This window comes from Parabacteroides sp. PH5-46 (genome assembly GCF_029892785.1).
In the GTDB taxonomy this organism is placed as follows: Bacteria; Bacteroidota; Bacteroidia; order Bacteroidales; family Tannerellaceae; genus DFXE01.
In genome coordinates, this window is record NZ_JARXXA010000003.1 from 237,944 (window position 1) to 254,599 (window position 16,656).

A 16,656-nucleotide genomic window follows, 5' to 3' on the forward strand; every position below is an offset into this window, starting at 1 on the left:
AAATTAAAAAGTAATATTAACACCCAATACAACCGTAAACGGAATCGGGAAAGGAGCGGCATTCTGTTCCATTTCCGGATCCAGACCTTTATAGTTTGTGAGCAACAACGTGTTCTGTAAGTCAACATATACCGCAGCATTCGAAGCGATCTTGTTATCCCTCAACCAGCTTTGCGGCAACATATAGGTCACCTTTATGTCCTTGAACCGCCAATAGCTTGTATTCTGCAAAGAGAAATCGTCAGTCCCCGACTTATTACTATTACCGGCAGCGTTCGGCGCAATGCCCGGCCACCATCCTGTCGTGTTGAATGAGGTCCAAACATCCTGATAACGATAACTCGTATTAATTTTAGTACTCGGCAAACCGCGATATAGCCATTGGTCATACGTTTTTTTGCCTAATACGCCATACGTATCAATGTCGATCATCACGTTCTTGATCCTGAGACTCGTTCCCAAACCGAAATAGAGCTTGGGTTCGTTGTTTCCCAGTTTCACGATGTCCTCATCGTTCAATACGCCGTCGCCATTGATATCTACAAATTTCTTATTGCCTGCATACGAGTCGGGCTGAAGAACTTTGCCGTTAGATGTATATTGCTGTACTTCTTCCTGTGACTGGAAAATACCGTTTGTCTTCCAACCATAAATCGGGCTTAAATCGTCTCTCTCCTTTATCCATGAAGCGATCTGCACTTCTGGATTCCGCTCCACCCAGTACGAATGGTTATGGCTCAGGTTCAAATAGGCATTCCAATCGAGATCCTTCTTTTCCATGATGACCCCTTTCAGGGCAATTTCATAACCGGTACTACGGGTGGAGCCAATATTTTTGGCCAATGTAGCTACCATATCGGTTGCAGGCAAGGTTGCAAAATCGAGCAAATCTTTTGCCGTACGTACATAGTAATCGAAACTACCGGACAAACGATCATTGAATAGCGAGAAATCAAGACCGGCATTAACTGTCACATCGGTTTCCCACTTCAGGTTCTTATTTCCTTTTTGTTTCTGTATAATCCCTTTGTTTAAGAGGCCGTCGAAATAGTATAAAGCACCGTTAGCCATACCGTAAGTGGTCAGGCTGTAATTGCCACCCGTCAGGATACTTTCATTACCAGACGTACCGATACCGGCTCTCAACTTCAGGTAATTCAATATGTTTTGTTTTTTCATGAAGTTTTCTTCCGAGATTGTCCATGCCGCCGAAACACCGGGGAACCATCCCCATTTGTGGTTCTCGGCAAATACGGAAGAGCCGTCATTACGCAACGTTCCCCCGATTGTGTAGCGATCTTTAAAGGTATAGTTGAAGCGTCCGAAATAAGACAGCTTGTTGCGTTCCCATCTTCCCGAACTATAAGTGGTCTCTTCAACGTCGGAAGACAATTCCAGGTAATTGTTTTCAAGAGCATCCGACGGGAAGTTGAATACCGTAACGGAATAGTTATTCCCGGACGTTACATAGTAACCCGTACCGACTACCACGTTCAAACGGTGGTCCGTACCGAACAGCTTATCGAATGTCAGGTACTCTTCAATCCCGTAGTTATTATTATAGGCATTGGAATAACCTCCGAAATTCCGCTGAGTCTGTTGTGGAAGTATGGACTTGGAGGGAGAAAATACATCCCGGTTTTCATCCGTTTTATCAATGCTCAACTGTACATTGGCTTTTAATTCGGGTAATATTTTGATTTCCAGGTTGGGGGCAAACATGATACGTTTAGTTGTTGTCTTATCCCTCATATAGCTCCAGGCCAACGGGTTTGCACTCATGGCATTCTCCGGGAAAGTTAGATTGCCATACTCATCCTGCAACGGCAAGCGGGGCGAGAAATACAAGGCAGCATTTGTTTGGTTTGCCTCATTGGCATTTCCCCGCCACATTCCCGAAGAGGGGTTGTTGGCCGTCAGTAATGAGTACATACTTGCTACATTCAGTTTCAGGTATTTACTAAAGATTGCTTCCATATTGATACGGCCACTAAAGCGTTCCATATCACTAATTTTCATTACAGATTTCTGGTCGTAATAATTGAAAGAAGCATATACCTTGAAGTTCTCACTACCGGCATTAAACGAGACATTGTGATTGTGGATCAGACCTGTACGGCTCACTTCGTCGAAATGGTCGTACGATTCCGTTTGAGCCAATTGCGCTTCATCATACAACACAGTCCATCCGGAGGCCGGCGCCGGTGTTGGGCCATAAGGGGCATACCGGTTAACATACAACCATTCTTCTTTTATTCCCTGATTGGCAACATTCATGAAATCCTGCGCATTCAGCATATCGTAATATTTATTGATGCCTTGTACGGAGAACGAGCCGCTATACGTTACCTTCGGTTTTCCGCTTTCTCCCTTTTTCGTCGTGATCAGGATCACACCGTTGGCAGCCGATGATCCATAGATAGCCGTGGCGCTCGCATCCTTCAGTACGTCGATCGAGGCAATATCATTCGGATTCAACGTAGCCAACGGGCTTCGATCGGAACCATCTCTTAAAACTGTGCCTAACAATCCGGAAGGACCTACCTTAGCCGCCTTATTCGATTCGGAACTGATAATCACACCGTCAATCACATAAAGCGGACTATTGGAACCGTTCGGAGAGAGCGCTCCACGAATATTGACAGACATACCCGAGCCTGGTTGAGCCGAATTCTGAGAGATAATCAATCCGGCAACCTTTCCTTGTAGCAGATTATCGGCACTGACAGCATTCGGAGCCTCGATATCCTCTGCCTTTACTGACGAGATGGCTCCTGTAATGGTTTTTCTAAGTTGCGAACCATAGCCTACAACTACCACTTCATCCAATGTTTGGGTATCTTCCCGTAACATTATAGAAATGTTCGTTTGATTGCCGACTCTGATTTCTTGTGCAGTATATCCAATATAGGATACCTGCAACACGGCATTTTCTGCTACCGACAGCGAGAATTTCCCATCTAAATCTGTAATGATACCATTGATGCTTCCTTTCTCTACAACGTTGGCACCGATGATAGGATCACCATTCTGGTCAGTAATCGTACCAGTGATGGTTCGTTTTTGTTGCTGAGTTATCAGGTCATTCTTAGATTCTTGAGTGAGTATGATATTCACTCCCTCCATAGCGTATGACAGGTTAGAACTTTCAAAAAGAATGTCAAGTACTTCTCTGACTGGTTTGTTTCTGGCCCGAATGGATACTTTATGTTCCAGGTTGATATCTCTATTGGAAATAAAAAGATAGTCTGTTTGCTGCTCTATCTCATTCAAGACCTCCTTTAATGCTGTCTGCTGCTTGTTCAGGTTCACCCTGGCATTTTGCGAGTTAGTGTTTTCGGCAAAAGCAAAACATGCAAAGAATACTAATAGATAAGTTGTGATTCTCATAATCCTAAATATGTGGAGATAGTTATTGTCTTTTAACAAAAGAATCTCTGATGAAAAAAGTTTTTTCATATATTTGTGATGATTTAAATTAATAAGTATATTTACTTCAATGTACTTGTTTGGAATCGGTAAGTGTTGACGCATTTACCGATTCTTTTTTCTACAGGTGTTTTGTCATAGGCATTTCTTTTAGAATTAATAAATATAGATTTTGCTCATGGTTTCATCCCGTTTATAAGTAAAATGATAGTCGTTTTGCAATACTCTCAGAGCATGATCCACTCCATCAGCTATCCTGAGTTTACCCTGATATCCCAGATCTTTTACTTTCTTATTTTCTATGATAATTTCTTGTCCGAAATATTTTTCTAATAGGAGCATGACTTCTTCAAATGATTTGTTTTCAATAATGATCAATCCGTCTCTCCAGCGGTAGGTTTCAGATTGAATAGGGGATATTTGCAATGTGTTGTCTACAAGTTTTGCACATTCTCCTTTATTTAAGAATATGGAGGTTTCCTTTTCTTCTTCCTGGTATAGTTTTATCCTGCCTGTGAATAAGGCTGCGGAAAAGGTTTCTTTATTGTTATATGCTTCTACGTTGAAGGTAGTACCTAATACTTCGATGTTATATTTATTAGTCTTAACAATGAATGTTTTTTTCTTGTCTTTAGTTACCTCAAAATAAGCTTCTCCATCTAATTCTACGATGCGTTCTTTTTTAGAGAATCTACTAGGGTATTTGAGTGTCGTGTTAGAATTCAGCCAAACTAAAGTGCCATCGGGTAAAGTAATAGATGTCCGGTTACCGGTTGGCACATGTATATTTTGTGATATCATTTCGCCTTGTCTGTCTTGATATAAGCTGAACAGGTAGCTACTTCCTACCAGGATAAGGAATGCGGCAGCTATTTTCATGATATTCCAGATGATGCCTTTTGCCTTATAGTCTGTATGAAGCATTTTATTTTCATCAATCATCAGGGAGGCATCAAAACGGATACGTTCGTTAATGAACTGTTTTTTATGTGTTTCATCCTCCTCCAACCATTTCTGGATGCTGCTTTTTTCACTTTCAGTACATTCTCCTGAAAAGTAACGGATCAATATATCGCGGTTTATTTTCATTCTCTCATTAATTAGCTTCTGTAAATAGAGCAACTAAGCCTCCAAAAATCCCAAACGAATTGAATATTATTTTAGATTTAAATAGCAATTAGGAATAAATAAGTAATAACAAAACAGGCAAATAATCCTTTAAGTCTTTGTATAAGTGATTGTTGGCTTTGTTTATGTGATAGTCTATTTTTTGCAGGGAAACGCCCATAGCTGCCGCTATCTCTTTGCGGGATTGATATTTGAAACGGTTTTGAATAAAGATATATTGAGTTTGTTCCGGTAGTTTAGACAAGGATTTTGTGATGATATCTATGATTTCTTTTGTGAAAATATCCGCATAATTGTCATCCTCCAATGTCATGATGCGGGCCTCAATTTCCCATTTGTGTAATTCTGCATATTTCTTGCTATAGTCTGTCTCTACCTGTAAGTGCTTGAGAAAATTGAGACATTTATTCTTTACCGTCAGAAGAATGTAACCCAACACATCTGTTTCATACGATAAGCTATCTTTATTTTCCCAATAATATAAGATGGCATCGTGGGTAATATCTTCAGCCGTTTGGATATTACTCACATAATAAAAGGCATAACGCACGAAGCGTTTATAATACATATTATAAAACGAAGCGAAGTTAGTATTCGAATTTACTTCAAAAGGTGTTATTATGTCTGTTCTTTTTTTCAAGGGTTCAAAATAAAAGGGAACTTAGCTTGCCCTTACAAATATAAGGATATTTTTTCGGCCAAATCTTAATTTGAGATGTTAACTCCGGATTCAGGCATATTATACTATCCTCTGAGGCTACTTGTCGGGTTTGTAAGGAGGTGTTCAATTCTATGTCTTAACCCCTACTTACATATAGGGACTGCCTAGGGTGATCCTAGGGTGCTCCTAGGGTCTGTCTTAGGTAAGAAAATTAAACAAAAAATGCTGTAATTTCTTTTTTCTTTGTTTGTGGTAATAAGCTTTCGCAATATTACGTATCTTTGATATGCAAAACACAAATCATTACTAAAGAGAAAATATAAATAAGGATGAATGACAAAACTAAAGATCAGATATTTACATTGATTCATAGGGAGATATTGCCGGCTATTGGGTGTACGGAGCCGGTGGCTGTTGCATTGGCGGCTGCCAAGGCTGCTGAGACTCTTGGGTGTGTGCCTGAAAAGATAGAGGTCTTTCTGAGTGCTAATGTGTTGAAGAATGCAATGGGGGTGGGGATACCGGGTACGAATATGGTTGGACTGCCGATTGCTATTGCCTTGGGGAGTTTAATCGGGAAGTCGGAATATGGGCTTGAAGTTTTACGTGATTTGTCTCCGGAGGCTCTTGAGAAGGGGAAGGAGATGATTGCCCGCAAGTGTATCCGTATCTCGCTGAAAGAGAATGTAGATAAACTGTATGTAGAAGTGGTTAGTCAGGCAGGTGAAGAGGTTGCCAAAGCTATTATTTGCCATGAGCATACACGCTTTGTGTATGTAGAGAAGAATGGACAGGTCTTGAGCGATTGTTCAACAGAGGGGGAAGAGGCGGAGGCTTGTTGTCCGGAAGAGCTAAAGCTCTCTTTTGATATTGTTTATGAGTTTGCAATGGAGATGCCTCTGGATGAGATTCGTTTTATTAAGGAGGCTGCGGAAGTAAACAAAAAGGCTTCTGAAGAGTCTAGGAAAGGTTCGTTCGGACATACGGTAGGTAAGACTATTGCGGGCGATATCGGCCGGAAATATATGGGAGATAATCCTTATACACACATGTTGGTGATGACATCGGCTGCTTGTGACGCGCGTATGGACGGAGCCATGATTCCGGTGATGAGTAATTCAGGAAGTGGAAACCAGGGAATTGCTGCTACACTTCCGGTTTTATCCTTTGCCGAAGATATCGAATGTTCGGAGGAACAGCTGATCAGAGCCTTGATGCTGAGTAATCTGATGGTGATTTATATCAAGCAAAGCCTGGGGAGGCTTTCTGCCCTCTGCGGATGTGTGGTAGCAGCAACGGGAGCCAGTACCGGTATAACATACCTGATGGGTGGAGACAAACTGCAAACTACATATGCTATCAAGAATATGATAGGCAATATAACCGGAATGATTTGTGACGGAGCCAAGCCCAGTTGCGCAATGAAAGTAGCCAGTGGTGTGTCTACAGCTATGCTTTCGGCCATGATGGCTATGGAGAATAAGGTAGTAACTTCTGTGGAAGGGATTATTGATGAAGACGTAGATAAATCAATAGCCAATCTGACAGCTATAGGCTCTAAGGGTATGGAGGCTACTGACAGGATGGTGTTGGAAATTATGACGGGGAAAGAGATTTAGTTAGTTCTCTACTTTGCTTTTGTAATATTCATATCGCCCTAGTATTTCTCTTACATAGTTGTAGGTCTCGGTTCCGCGTAGGTAGCCGTATTTTACTACCGGATCGTTATAATATTCGGGGTCTCTTTTCAGACGGACAAATTCGTCTACATTATCGTTCCATATAAGTGGGTCTTTTTCGTATTTCTCAGCCAGACGCTGGGCGTCATAAATATGTCCGATACCGGCATTGTATGAGGCCAGTGTGAATTTGATCAGCTCTGTAGTGTCTGTAATACTGGAAAATCCTTTCCTGAAGCGCCGCAAGACTTCTACACCCGTACGGATGCTTACCTCCGGGTCTGTTAATTGATCGAGTGATACACCCAGTGTTTGTGCTGTAGCGGGCATAATACCCATTAGTCCCTGTGCTCCTGCCCAGGATACTTCGCTTGTTATGAAATGTGACTCCTGATAAGCGATAGAGGCCAAGAGTCTCCAGTCCCAGTCTAGGTTTTTAGCGTATTTTTTGAATAAGGCGTCGTAAGGGGAGATGTTGCCGTGTTTGATCTCCGGCATGCTGATTTCCAAAACCCTTTTACTTAGTTCGAAGTAACGTTTGCTTGCTGCTTTATAGGTAAATCCGCTTACATTGTCTGATGTCCAGGCATTGATAGCCTCTGCCAGTAGGGGACTGCTTTTCCTTACCACCCAGGAGGAACGTTGCTGGAAACTGATTTTCAGGTTGACATCTATATTCCAATAATAGGTTTTGTTCAGGCGGGCAATCTTATCATCACTGATTGTATAGGGTATTTCGCCGGTTGATACTTTTTCTATCAGGTCTTCTGTAGTGATTGTATCTTGGCCGATATCATGTATGTTGAGGCCTCCACCTAATTCCATATCAAGATTGATCAGGCGTTTGTGGTATCTTGTTCCGGGAGTGACGTAAATATCTTTGCCTATCAGTTCTGTTACGTCAGTGATTAGTTTTTGGTTCTTGTCAATACGTTGAACCAACACCTGATAGGAAGAATCTACTCTCCCGCAATAAATAACTTCGCTTTTCAAATCATTATTGATGGGCATCGGATAGGCTACGATATCAGCTTCGCCGGCTTGTAGCATCTGAAGCAGACGGGTAGCGTTTTCGGCTACTTTAATTTCCAGTTTTAAGCCATTTGCATTGGCAAATTCCTGAATCAGATCATATTCATACCCCATGGGTTGCATCCTGTATAAAAAATAAGAAGTAGAACTATATAAGGTAGCAGCTCTAATGGTTCCTTTTTCTTTTATTTGCGGCAGGTCTACAGCTCCCGGCTCCTTGTCTTTGGGCTTATTGCTGTAACAGCTAACCAGAAAGAGCAGTACGCAGTACGCAGCACGCAGTGCGGAGTATGTTTTTGATATTTTCATTCTTCTTCCGTTCTGCGTTCAGCGTGTTCCGTTCTACGAACGAGAAGGACTACGTTTTCCACATGGTGGGTATGAGGGAACATATCTACCGGCTGAACTTTTTTAACGATATAGTCTTCGTCGAGAAGGTTCAGGTCGCGTGCCTGAGTGGCGGGATTGCAACTAACATAGACGATACGTTTTGGGGCAGCTGCCAGGATTGTTTTGATTACATCGTCGTGCATACCTGCCCGGGGAGGGTCGGTGATAATTACATCCGGCCTGCCGTATCTATCTATGAACTCTACATTTAGTATGTCTTTCATATCTCCGGCAAAGAATAGGGTGTTGTCTATGTTGTTGAGCGAGGCATTTACCTTGGCATCTTCGATAGCTTCGGGTACGTATTCTATGCCTATAACCTGTTTGGCTTGACGGGAAACGAAGTTGGCAATAGTTCCGGTACCGGTATAGAGGTCGTAAACCAGTTCATTGCCTGTAAGCCCGGCAAACTCACGGGCTATCTTGTACAGGTTGTATGCCTGCTCACTGTTGGTCTGATAAAAAGACTTAGGGCCGACTTTGAACTTCAGACCTTCCATTTCTTCAATGATATAGTCCTTACCTTTAAATACATGTACCTCTTGGTCGGTTATAGTGTCATTCTTCTTTTCATTAATAATGTAGAGCAGGGATGTGATTTCCGGAAAGGATTCTGCTATGTGGGATAATAAGGCCTTTCTCTTGTCTTCATCTTCATAGAAAAAGACAACAATTACCATCAATTCACCTGTAGAGGAGGTGCGTATAATTAAGGTACGCATGAAACCTTCCTGATTGCGCAGATCGAAGAAAGGGTATCCCTCATGAGAGAAGCAGTAGGCTCTGACGGCTTGCCGTATCCGGTTGGAGATATCATCCTGCAGCCAGCATTTTTCAATATCCAGTACTTTGTCGAACATGCCGGGGATATGGAAGCCCACGCCATTCATGTTGTCATACGTTTTACCGGAGCGGACTTCTTCTTCCGTCAGCCACTTCTTATTAGAAAATGTAAATTCCAGTTTGTTCCTGTAAAAGCAGGTCTTTGCAGAGCCCAGGATAGGGAGCTCTTCTTCCATTTGGATTTTGCCGATGCGCGACAGATTGTCTGTTACCTGCTTTTGTTTGAACCTGATTTGCTCTTCGTAAGACAGGTGTTGCCATTTACAGCCTCCGCATGCACCGAAATGCTGGCATAATGGTTCTACCCGCTTATCGGAATAAGCATGGAAATGGACAGCCTTTCCTTCGGCATAACTATTTTTCTTACGTGTGAGTTGTATATCGACTATATCGCCGGGAGCTACGAAGGGAATAAAGATAACCAGATCATTTACGCGTGCAATCGCTTTTCCTTCAGCGGCAACATCGGTTATTGTAATGTGCTCCAACAGTGGTAGTTGCTTCTTTTTCTTTGCCAATGTATTTGCGTTTAAAAATTTCGCCACGCAAATGTACATATTTACTCTGTAACTATCACACGGAAAGTTCTAAAACACATTAAATTAATTTGTCAAAAATTCCGATATTTTCCCATAAATTAGACTATATTTGTACCGATTGCTATGTCGAGATTGCAAATACTCACACAATATAATCTTATTTTATGGAAAAAAAGAGAGTTTACACCTTCGGAAATGGTAAAGCAGAAGGTAAGGCAGATATGAAGAATCTGCTTGGAGGAAAGGGGGCTAACCTGGCCGAAATGAATTTAATAGGTGTTCCTGTTCCGCCGGGGTTTACGATAACCACTGACGTTTGTAGTGAATATTACGAGCTGGGAAAAGATAAAGTTGTTGAACTTTTGACAAATGAAGTAACAAAAGCTGTAGGCAATGTTGAACAGTTAATGAACAGCAAATTCGGGGATGTAGCTAATCCACTCCTTGTTTCCGTACGTTCGGGCGCCCGTGCTTCTATGCCTGGTATGATGGATACGATCCTAAACCTGGGTCTGAATGATGAAGTAGTAGAGGGCTTGGCTAAAAAAACAGGAAATGAGCGTTTTGCCTGGGACTCTTACCGTCGCTTTGTTCAGATGTATGGTGATGTAGTATTGGGTATGAAGCCTGTTAACAAAGAAGACATCGATCCGTTTGAAGAAATCATTGAAGAAATGAAGCATGCTAAAGGCGTGAAGATGGATAACGAATTGGATGTAAATGACTTGAAACAGCTTGTTAAGAACTTTAAATCTGCCGTTAAAGAACGTACCGGAAGAGATTTCCCAACATCAGCTTACGAACAATTATGGGGTGCTGTATGTGCCGTATTTGATTCATGGATGAACGAACGTGCCATCCTGTATCGTAAAATGGAGGGTATTCCTGCCGAATGGGGAACAGCCGTTACCGTTCAGGCGATGGTATTTGGTAACATGGGGAATACCTCTGCAACAGGTGTTTGTTTCTCTCGTGATGCCGGTAGCGGAGAAGATGTATTCAATGGTGAATACCTGATCAATGCTCAGGGTGAAGATGTAGTGGCAGGTATCCGTACGCCACAACAGATTACTTTAGCCGGTTCCAGACTTTGGGCTGAAATGGCAGGTGTTTCGGAAGAAGATCGGAAAAACAAATTCCCTTCTATGGAAGAGGCTATGCCTGTAATATACAAGGATCTTGATGCCATACAGACTAAACTGGAAAACCATTATCGCGATATGCAGGATATGGAGTTTACAGTTCAGGAAGGCAAATTGTGGTTCCTTCAGACCAGAAACGGAAAACGTACAGGTGCTGCTATGGTTAAGATAGCTATGGACTTATTACGTCAGGGAATGATTGATGAGAAGACTGCTCTGGAACGTATTGAACCTAATAAGCTGGATGAACTTCTTCACCCGGTATTTGATAAAGAAGCATTAAAGAAAGCTAAAGTATTGGTGAAAGGCTTACCCGCATCTCCGGGAGCTGCTACTGGACAAATTGTTTTCTTTGCTGAAGATGCTGCTGATTGGTATAGAGCCGGCAAAAAAATAGTTCTGGTACGTATCGAAACATCTCCGGAAGACCTTGCTGGTATGGCTGCAGCTGAAGGTATCCTTACCGCTCGTGGAGGTATGACTTCACATGCTGCCGTAGTAGCTCGTGGAATGGGTAAATGCTGTGTTTCCGGTGCCGGAGGCGTAAATATAGATTACCGTAAGAAAACAATGGAAATAGACGGTAAGGTATTTAATGAAGGCGACTATATCTCTATCAACGGTACAACCGGAGAGGTTTATGAAGGACAGATTTCTACTCAAGATGCTGAAGTAAGTGGTGATTTTGAAGCATTGATGACACTTACCGATAAATATGCTACAATGGGTGTCCGTACCAATGCAGATACTCCGCATGATGCCTCGGTAGCCCGTAAGTTTGGTGCTGTAGGTATCGGTCTCTGTCGTACGGAACATATGTTCTTTGAAGGTGAAAAGATTAAAGCCATGCGCGAGATGATTTTGGCAGAAAATGCAGAAGAACGTAAAAAAGCGCTAGAAAAACTATTGCCTTTCCAGAAAGAAGACTTCAAGGGTATATTTAAGGCGATGGCTGATTGTCCGGTAACAGTTCGTTTGCTGGATCCTCCTTTACATGAGTTTGTACCTCATGATGATAAAGGACAACAGGAATTGGCCGATGCCATGGGTGTAAATGTAGATGTTGTACGTAAACGTGTAGAAGCATTACACGAAAACAATCCGATGTTAGGCCATCGTGGATGCCGCTTAGGTAATACATATCCTGAGATAACAGAGATGCAGACAAAAGCTATTCTGGGTGCTGCTCTTGAATTGAAGAAAGAAGGAGTGACTACTTATCCAGAGATTATGGTTCCGTTAACAGGTATCATTTATGAATTCCTGGAGCAGGAAAAGATTATTCGTGCTACAGCAGAAAAGCTATTTGCCGAAGCAGGAGATAAAATCGACTACAAAGTTGGAACCATGATAGAAATCCCGCGTGCTGCCTTAACAGCCGACCGGATTGCTTCTGCCGCCGAATTCTTCTCTTTCGGAACAAATGACTTGACTCAGATGACCTTTGGTTATTCTCGTGACGATATTGCTTCTTTCCTTCCGATCTACTTAGAAAAGAAGATATTGAAGTTCGACCCATTCCAGGTATTGGATCAAAGAGGGGTAGGACAGTTGGTGAGAATGGCTGTAAATAACGGCCGGGAAGTACGTCCGGACCTTAAATGTGGTATCTGTGGCGAGCATGGTGGCGAACCTTCTTCTGTAAAGTTCTGCCATAGTGTAGGGCTCAACTATGTGTCATGTTCTCCGTTCCGTGTCCCGATTGCACGTGTTGCGGCAGCTCAGGCAGCTATAGAAAATAAATAAAACTAATTAAAATAAGAACCCTGCATAACAGCAGGGTTTTTTTGTCATTATGGCTCATTTACATGATTTTATAGGTGATTTAGCCTTAATCCTTATCACCGCTGGAATTGCAACAATTCTTTTTAAATGGCTGAAACAACCGGTTGTTCTGGGGTATATCGTAACCGGATTTATTGCCGGTCCACATATAACCTGGCTTCCTACTGTAGCAGATATGGGGAATGTTGAGATATGGGCGGAGATTGGTGTTATCTTCCTGCTTTTCGCTTTAGGACTGGAATTTAGTTTCAAAAAGCTGATGGAAGTAGGAGGGACGGCTTCGCTTGCTACGATTATCAACATGGGATCGATGATTGTAATTGGCTACATTGTAGGGCAGCTTCTTAACTGGTCACCTATGGATAGTATCTTTTTGGGTGGAATGCTCTCTATGTCGTCTACTACCATTATTATCAAGGCATTTAACGATATGCAGCTTCAGAAGCAGAAGTTTGCCGGTATAGTGTTTGGTATGCTGATCGTTGAAGATCTAGCGGCTATTTTGATGATGGTCTTGCTTTCTACAGTTGCTGTGAGCCATAAAATAGAAGGAGTGGAGTTGTTGAATAGTCTGCTTCGTCTTATTTTCTTTGTGCTGGTGTGGTTTATCGTTGGTATTTACCTGATCCCTACTATGTTGAAAAAACTGAAGACATACTTGAATGATGAAACATTAATCATTGTTTCAATCGGTCTTTGCCTAGGGATGGTTCTATTTGCCTCCAAGGTAGGATTTTCGGCCGCTTTGGGTGCTTTTATTATGGGTTCCATTCTGGCGGAAACAGTAAAGGCCAGGCATATTGAACATTTGGTAGAACCGATAAAAAACCTTTTCGGAGCCGTATTCTTTGTCTCGGTAGGTATGATGCTCGATCCGGAAGTGGTGAAGGAGTATTGGCTTCTGATATTAATTCTGACGGGAGTTGTATTGATAGGACGTGTTATTTTCGCAACACTTGGTGTATTGGCTTCGGGAGAAGGGCTTAAAGTAGCGATGCAATCCGGCTTTAGCCTGGCACAGATCGGGGAGTTTTCGTTTATTATAGCTACTTTGGGGATGAGCTTAGGAGTTATCAGTGCCAATTTGTATCCTATTATTGTTTCCGTATCTATCATTACAACCTTTACTACCCCCTATTTTATCAAGCTTTCTACCCCTTTGTACGAACAAATCGAACCTCATATACCTGTCAAATGGAGTAAAATCATAGAAGGCTATGCCGCTTCCGGTTTGAAAACTGTTAATAAACAGAACGACTGGAATAAGCTCCTGAAGAGTATACTCCAGCTTACGGCTATTTATTCAACGATTGTTTTGGCCATTATTTTCACCTTTGAACAGTTTGTAACTCCGTTTATTACAGACAAAATATCCGGTATCTGGGGGAGGGTGCTTACGGCTACTTTAGCCTTGCTTCTGATGGCTCCTTTTCTTCGAGCTATCATTATGAAGAAGAATCGCTCAATCGAATTCCGAAATTTGTGGGATGATAATCATTTTAATCGGGGAGCCTTAATCTCCTTGATTGTGTTTCGGTTAGGTATTTGTTGTGCCTTGATTATGATGGTATTGGTACCTTTGTTTCCGCATTATACCTTGCAGATGATAGTTATTTCGATGGCTGTTATCGCTTTTGTTATTTATTTCCGAGGGTTTAAGTCGCAGTCAAGACGTATGGAAGCTCGTTTTCTTGAAAACTTACATCAAAAACAGCTGTTTGAAGAAAAGTCGGCTCCGATTCACCCCCTGGTAGCAAATGCTTTGCTTTTGAAGGATATCCATCTGGAAGAGATAGATATTTCACCTTCTTCGCCAAAAGTAGGAAAGACCCTTAAGGAATTGAACTTACGAAAGAACCTGGGTTTGAATGTTGTAACGATTATTCGGGGCAACAGAAAAATCAATATTCCGGACGCCAATGAACATATATATCCTTTTGATAAGTTGATAGTATCAGGCTCTGATGAAGATATTCAGCGCTTTACCAAGATGGTTGAAGACCGTAAGGAAACACTTCTGGCTAACGAAGAATCCTCTCACCATATCATCCTTTCTCAGTATGTGGTAGAGGAAACGTCTCCTCTGATTGGTAAAACCATACAGGAGCTTGATCTTCAACGAAAGACGGAATGTATGATCATCAATATAGAAAGAGATGATCATTCCATTATAGCGATCTCACCAACTTGCACTTTACAGAAAGGAGATACGCTTCTGTTAGCCGGAGAACGTGAAAAGATCCACAACTTTGAAGCGAATCTCAGCTTGTAATCAATCAGCGTTTGTGGTACTGATGATCGTAATAACTGATGTAGTCGCCAGTTAAGATATCTTCTACCCAGGATTGATTGTCTAGATACCAGTAAATTGTTTTTACGATACCATCTTCAAAGCGGGTTTCAGGCTCCCAGCCTAATTCGTTTGTTATTTTTGTCGGATCAATAGCGTACCGTTGATCATGCCCGAGACGATCTTTTACGAAAGTGATCAGATTGTCGTTAATCCAGTCGGTCTTGATTTGTCCGTTTGCATCAGCTTCTTTCTTCTTTAATACCTGGCGGTATTTGGGCTCTTCGTCCATAATGCGGCGGATGGTAGCTATTGTCAGTTTAACAATCTCTATGTTTTGCTTTTCATTATGCCCCCCTACGTTGTAGACTTCTCCGTCTCTTCCTTTATGTATTACGGCATTAATAGCCTTGCAGTGGTCTTCTACGTATAACCAGTCGCGCACATTGGTGCCATCTCCGTACACCGGCAGAGATTTACCTTCCAGAATATTTTTGATAATCAGTGGAATCAGCTTTTCCGGGAAGTGATATGGGCCATAATTATTGGAACACCTGGTGATGGTAACAGGCATTTTATATGTATGATTATAGGCCTTTACAAACAGGTCAGCACTTGTCTTGGAGGCACTATACGGACTTCTGGGGTCCAGAGGGGTTGTTTCTGTAAAATAGCCTTCAGCACCCAGGCTGCCATATACCTCGTCGGTAGATACCTGATGGAAGCGTACCCCTTCTCGCCAGGTTGGGTAACCTGCTTCGTCTTTACCTGTCATCCAGGCATGTTTTGCTGCATCCAGCAGGTTCTGAGTACCTAATATATTGGTAACAAGGAATAGTTGCGGATTATCTATACTACGGTCTACATGGCTTTCAGCCGCGAAATTTACCACATAATCAAAATCATATGATGCAAACAGTTTATCAGCCAGCGTACGGTCGCATATATCTCCCTTCACAAATATGCAGCGGTCGCATGTTATGTCTTGTTCTATTGTTTTCAGGTTACCGGCATAGGTAAGTAAGTCCAGGGCAACGATCTTTATATCAGAATATTTATCCAACATGTATTTGATAAAGTTTGCTCCGATAAATCCGGCTGCTCCGGTTACTAAATATGTTTTCATATGAGATTATTTTTGTGGAAATTAATATTCAAAATTATAGTCGGCATCGGCTAAGCCGGGAGCCTGTTTGTCTTTATCCGACAGGGTAAGCAGGCTTTCATTGATGCTCCAATCAATGCCAAAGTCGTCAAATCGTACACTTCTTTCATGCGAAGGCGTATATGGATTGTCTACTTTGTACGTAAATACCGTATGATCTTCCAGTACATGGAAGCCATGAGCAAATCCTTGCGGGATAAATAATTGTCTTTTGTTATCGGCAGTAAGCTCTACAGCTACATGCTTCCCGAAAGTAGGAGAGCCTTTGCGCAGATCGACGGCAACATCCAATACCGCACCTCGGATCACTCTTACCAACTTGGCTTGAGAGTAAGGGTTAAGCTGATAATGCAAACCGCGAAGCACGCCGGCTGAAGAGCAGGATTCATTGTCCTGTACAAAGTCCACCTGGCCGATATGCTTTTCAAATTCCGCTTTCTTAAAGGCTTCAAAAAAATATCCCCGGGAGTCATTGAACACCTTTGGTTCAATAATCCACACCCCGGGGATATCTGTTTCTATAAAGTTCATATATACGTTCTTTTTAATCGAACGCAAAATAAACCATTTTAG

10 protein-coding genes are annotated in these 16,656 nt (G+C 42.1%); 3 read left to right on the forward strand and 7 right to left on the reverse strand.

Annotation, left to right across the window (positions count from 1 at the left end; genetic code table 11):
- Positions 1 to 3: 3 nt before the first annotated feature.
- From M2470_RS04470 to M2470_RS04480, 3 genes are all read right to left on the reverse strand, one after another.
- Entirely contained in the window at positions 4 to 3,390 is a 3,387-nt protein-coding gene (locus M2470_RS04470; protein ID WP_280743753.1) for a TonB-dependent receptor, read from the reverse strand.
- Between the two features lie 195 nt (positions 3,391 to 3,585).
- A complete protein-coding gene (locus M2470_RS04475; protein ID WP_280743752.1) occupies positions 3,586 to 4,518 on the reverse strand; it encodes a FecR family protein in 933 nt (310 codons plus the stop codon).
- An 88-nt stretch (positions 4,519 to 4,606) separates the two neighbouring features.
- Complete coding sequence (locus M2470_RS04480; RefSeq protein WP_280743751.1) at positions 4,607 to 5,197, reverse strand: RNA polymerase sigma-70 factor; 591 nt, start codon at positions 5,195 to 5,197, stop codon at positions 4,607 to 4,609.
- A 350-nt stretch (positions 5,198 to 5,547) separates the two neighbouring features.
- Here M2470_RS04480 and M2470_RS04485 point away from each other — a divergent pair, with 350 nt between their 5' ends.
- Positions 5,548 to 6,837 carry an L-serine ammonia-lyase, iron-sulfur-dependent, subunit alpha gene (locus M2470_RS04485; protein WP_280743750.1) on the forward strand — a complete coding sequence of 430 codons (1,290 nt, stop codon included), beginning with the start codon at positions 5,548 to 5,550 and terminating at the stop codon, positions 6,835 to 6,837.
- Here M2470_RS04485 and M2470_RS04490 read toward each other — a convergent pair whose 3' ends face one another.
- Both M2470_RS04490 and rlmD read right to left on the reverse strand, forming a co-directional pair.
- Positions 6,838 to 8,238: a transporter substrate-binding domain-containing protein gene (locus M2470_RS04490; protein WP_280743749.1), complete on the reverse strand. Its 1,401-nt coding sequence runs from the start codon at positions 8,236 to 8,238 to the stop codon at positions 6,838 to 6,840.
- Positions 8,235 to 9,680 carry a 23S rRNA (uracil(1939)-C(5))-methyltransferase RlmD gene (gene rlmD, locus M2470_RS04495; protein ID WP_280743748.1) on the reverse strand — a complete coding sequence of 482 codons (1,446 nt, stop codon included), beginning with the start codon at positions 9,678 to 9,680 and terminating at the stop codon, positions 8,235 to 8,237. Before rlmD ends, M2470_RS04490 begins: the two co-directional genes overlap by 4 nt.
- A 185-nt stretch (positions 9,681 to 9,865) precedes the next feature.
- Between rlmD and ppdK the strand changes: the two genes are divergently transcribed.
- Positions 9,866 to 12,589 carry a pyruvate, phosphate dikinase gene (ppdK, locus tag M2470_RS04500; protein ID WP_280743747.1) on the forward strand — a complete coding sequence of 908 codons (2,724 nt, stop codon included), beginning with the start codon at positions 9,866 to 9,868 and terminating at the stop codon, positions 12,587 to 12,589.
- A 49-nt stretch (positions 12,590 to 12,638) separates the two neighbouring features.
- Positions 12,639 to 14,900 (forward strand): cation:proton antiporter, encoded by a 2,262-nt coding sequence (locus M2470_RS04505; protein ID WP_280743746.1) that lies wholly within the window; start codon positions 12,639 to 12,641, stop codon positions 14,898 to 14,900.
- A gap of 4 nt (positions 14,901 to 14,904) precedes the next feature.
- On the opposite strand, the gene rfbB is transcribed toward M2470_RS04505, so the two are convergent.
- Both rfbB and rfbC read right to left on the reverse strand, forming a co-directional pair.
- Entirely contained in the window at positions 14,905 to 16,044 is a 1,140-nt protein-coding gene (gene rfbB / locus M2470_RS04510) for a dTDP-glucose 4,6-dehydratase (RefSeq protein WP_280743745.1), read from the reverse strand.
- A gap of 21 nt (positions 16,045 to 16,065) precedes the next feature.
- Positions 16,066 to 16,614, reverse strand: coding sequence for a dTDP-4-dehydrorhamnose 3,5-epimerase (gene rfbC, locus M2470_RS04515; protein WP_280743744.1), 549 nt, complete (start codon positions 16,612 to 16,614; stop codon positions 16,066 to 16,068).
- Positions 16,615 to 16,656: the final 42 nt, after the last annotated feature.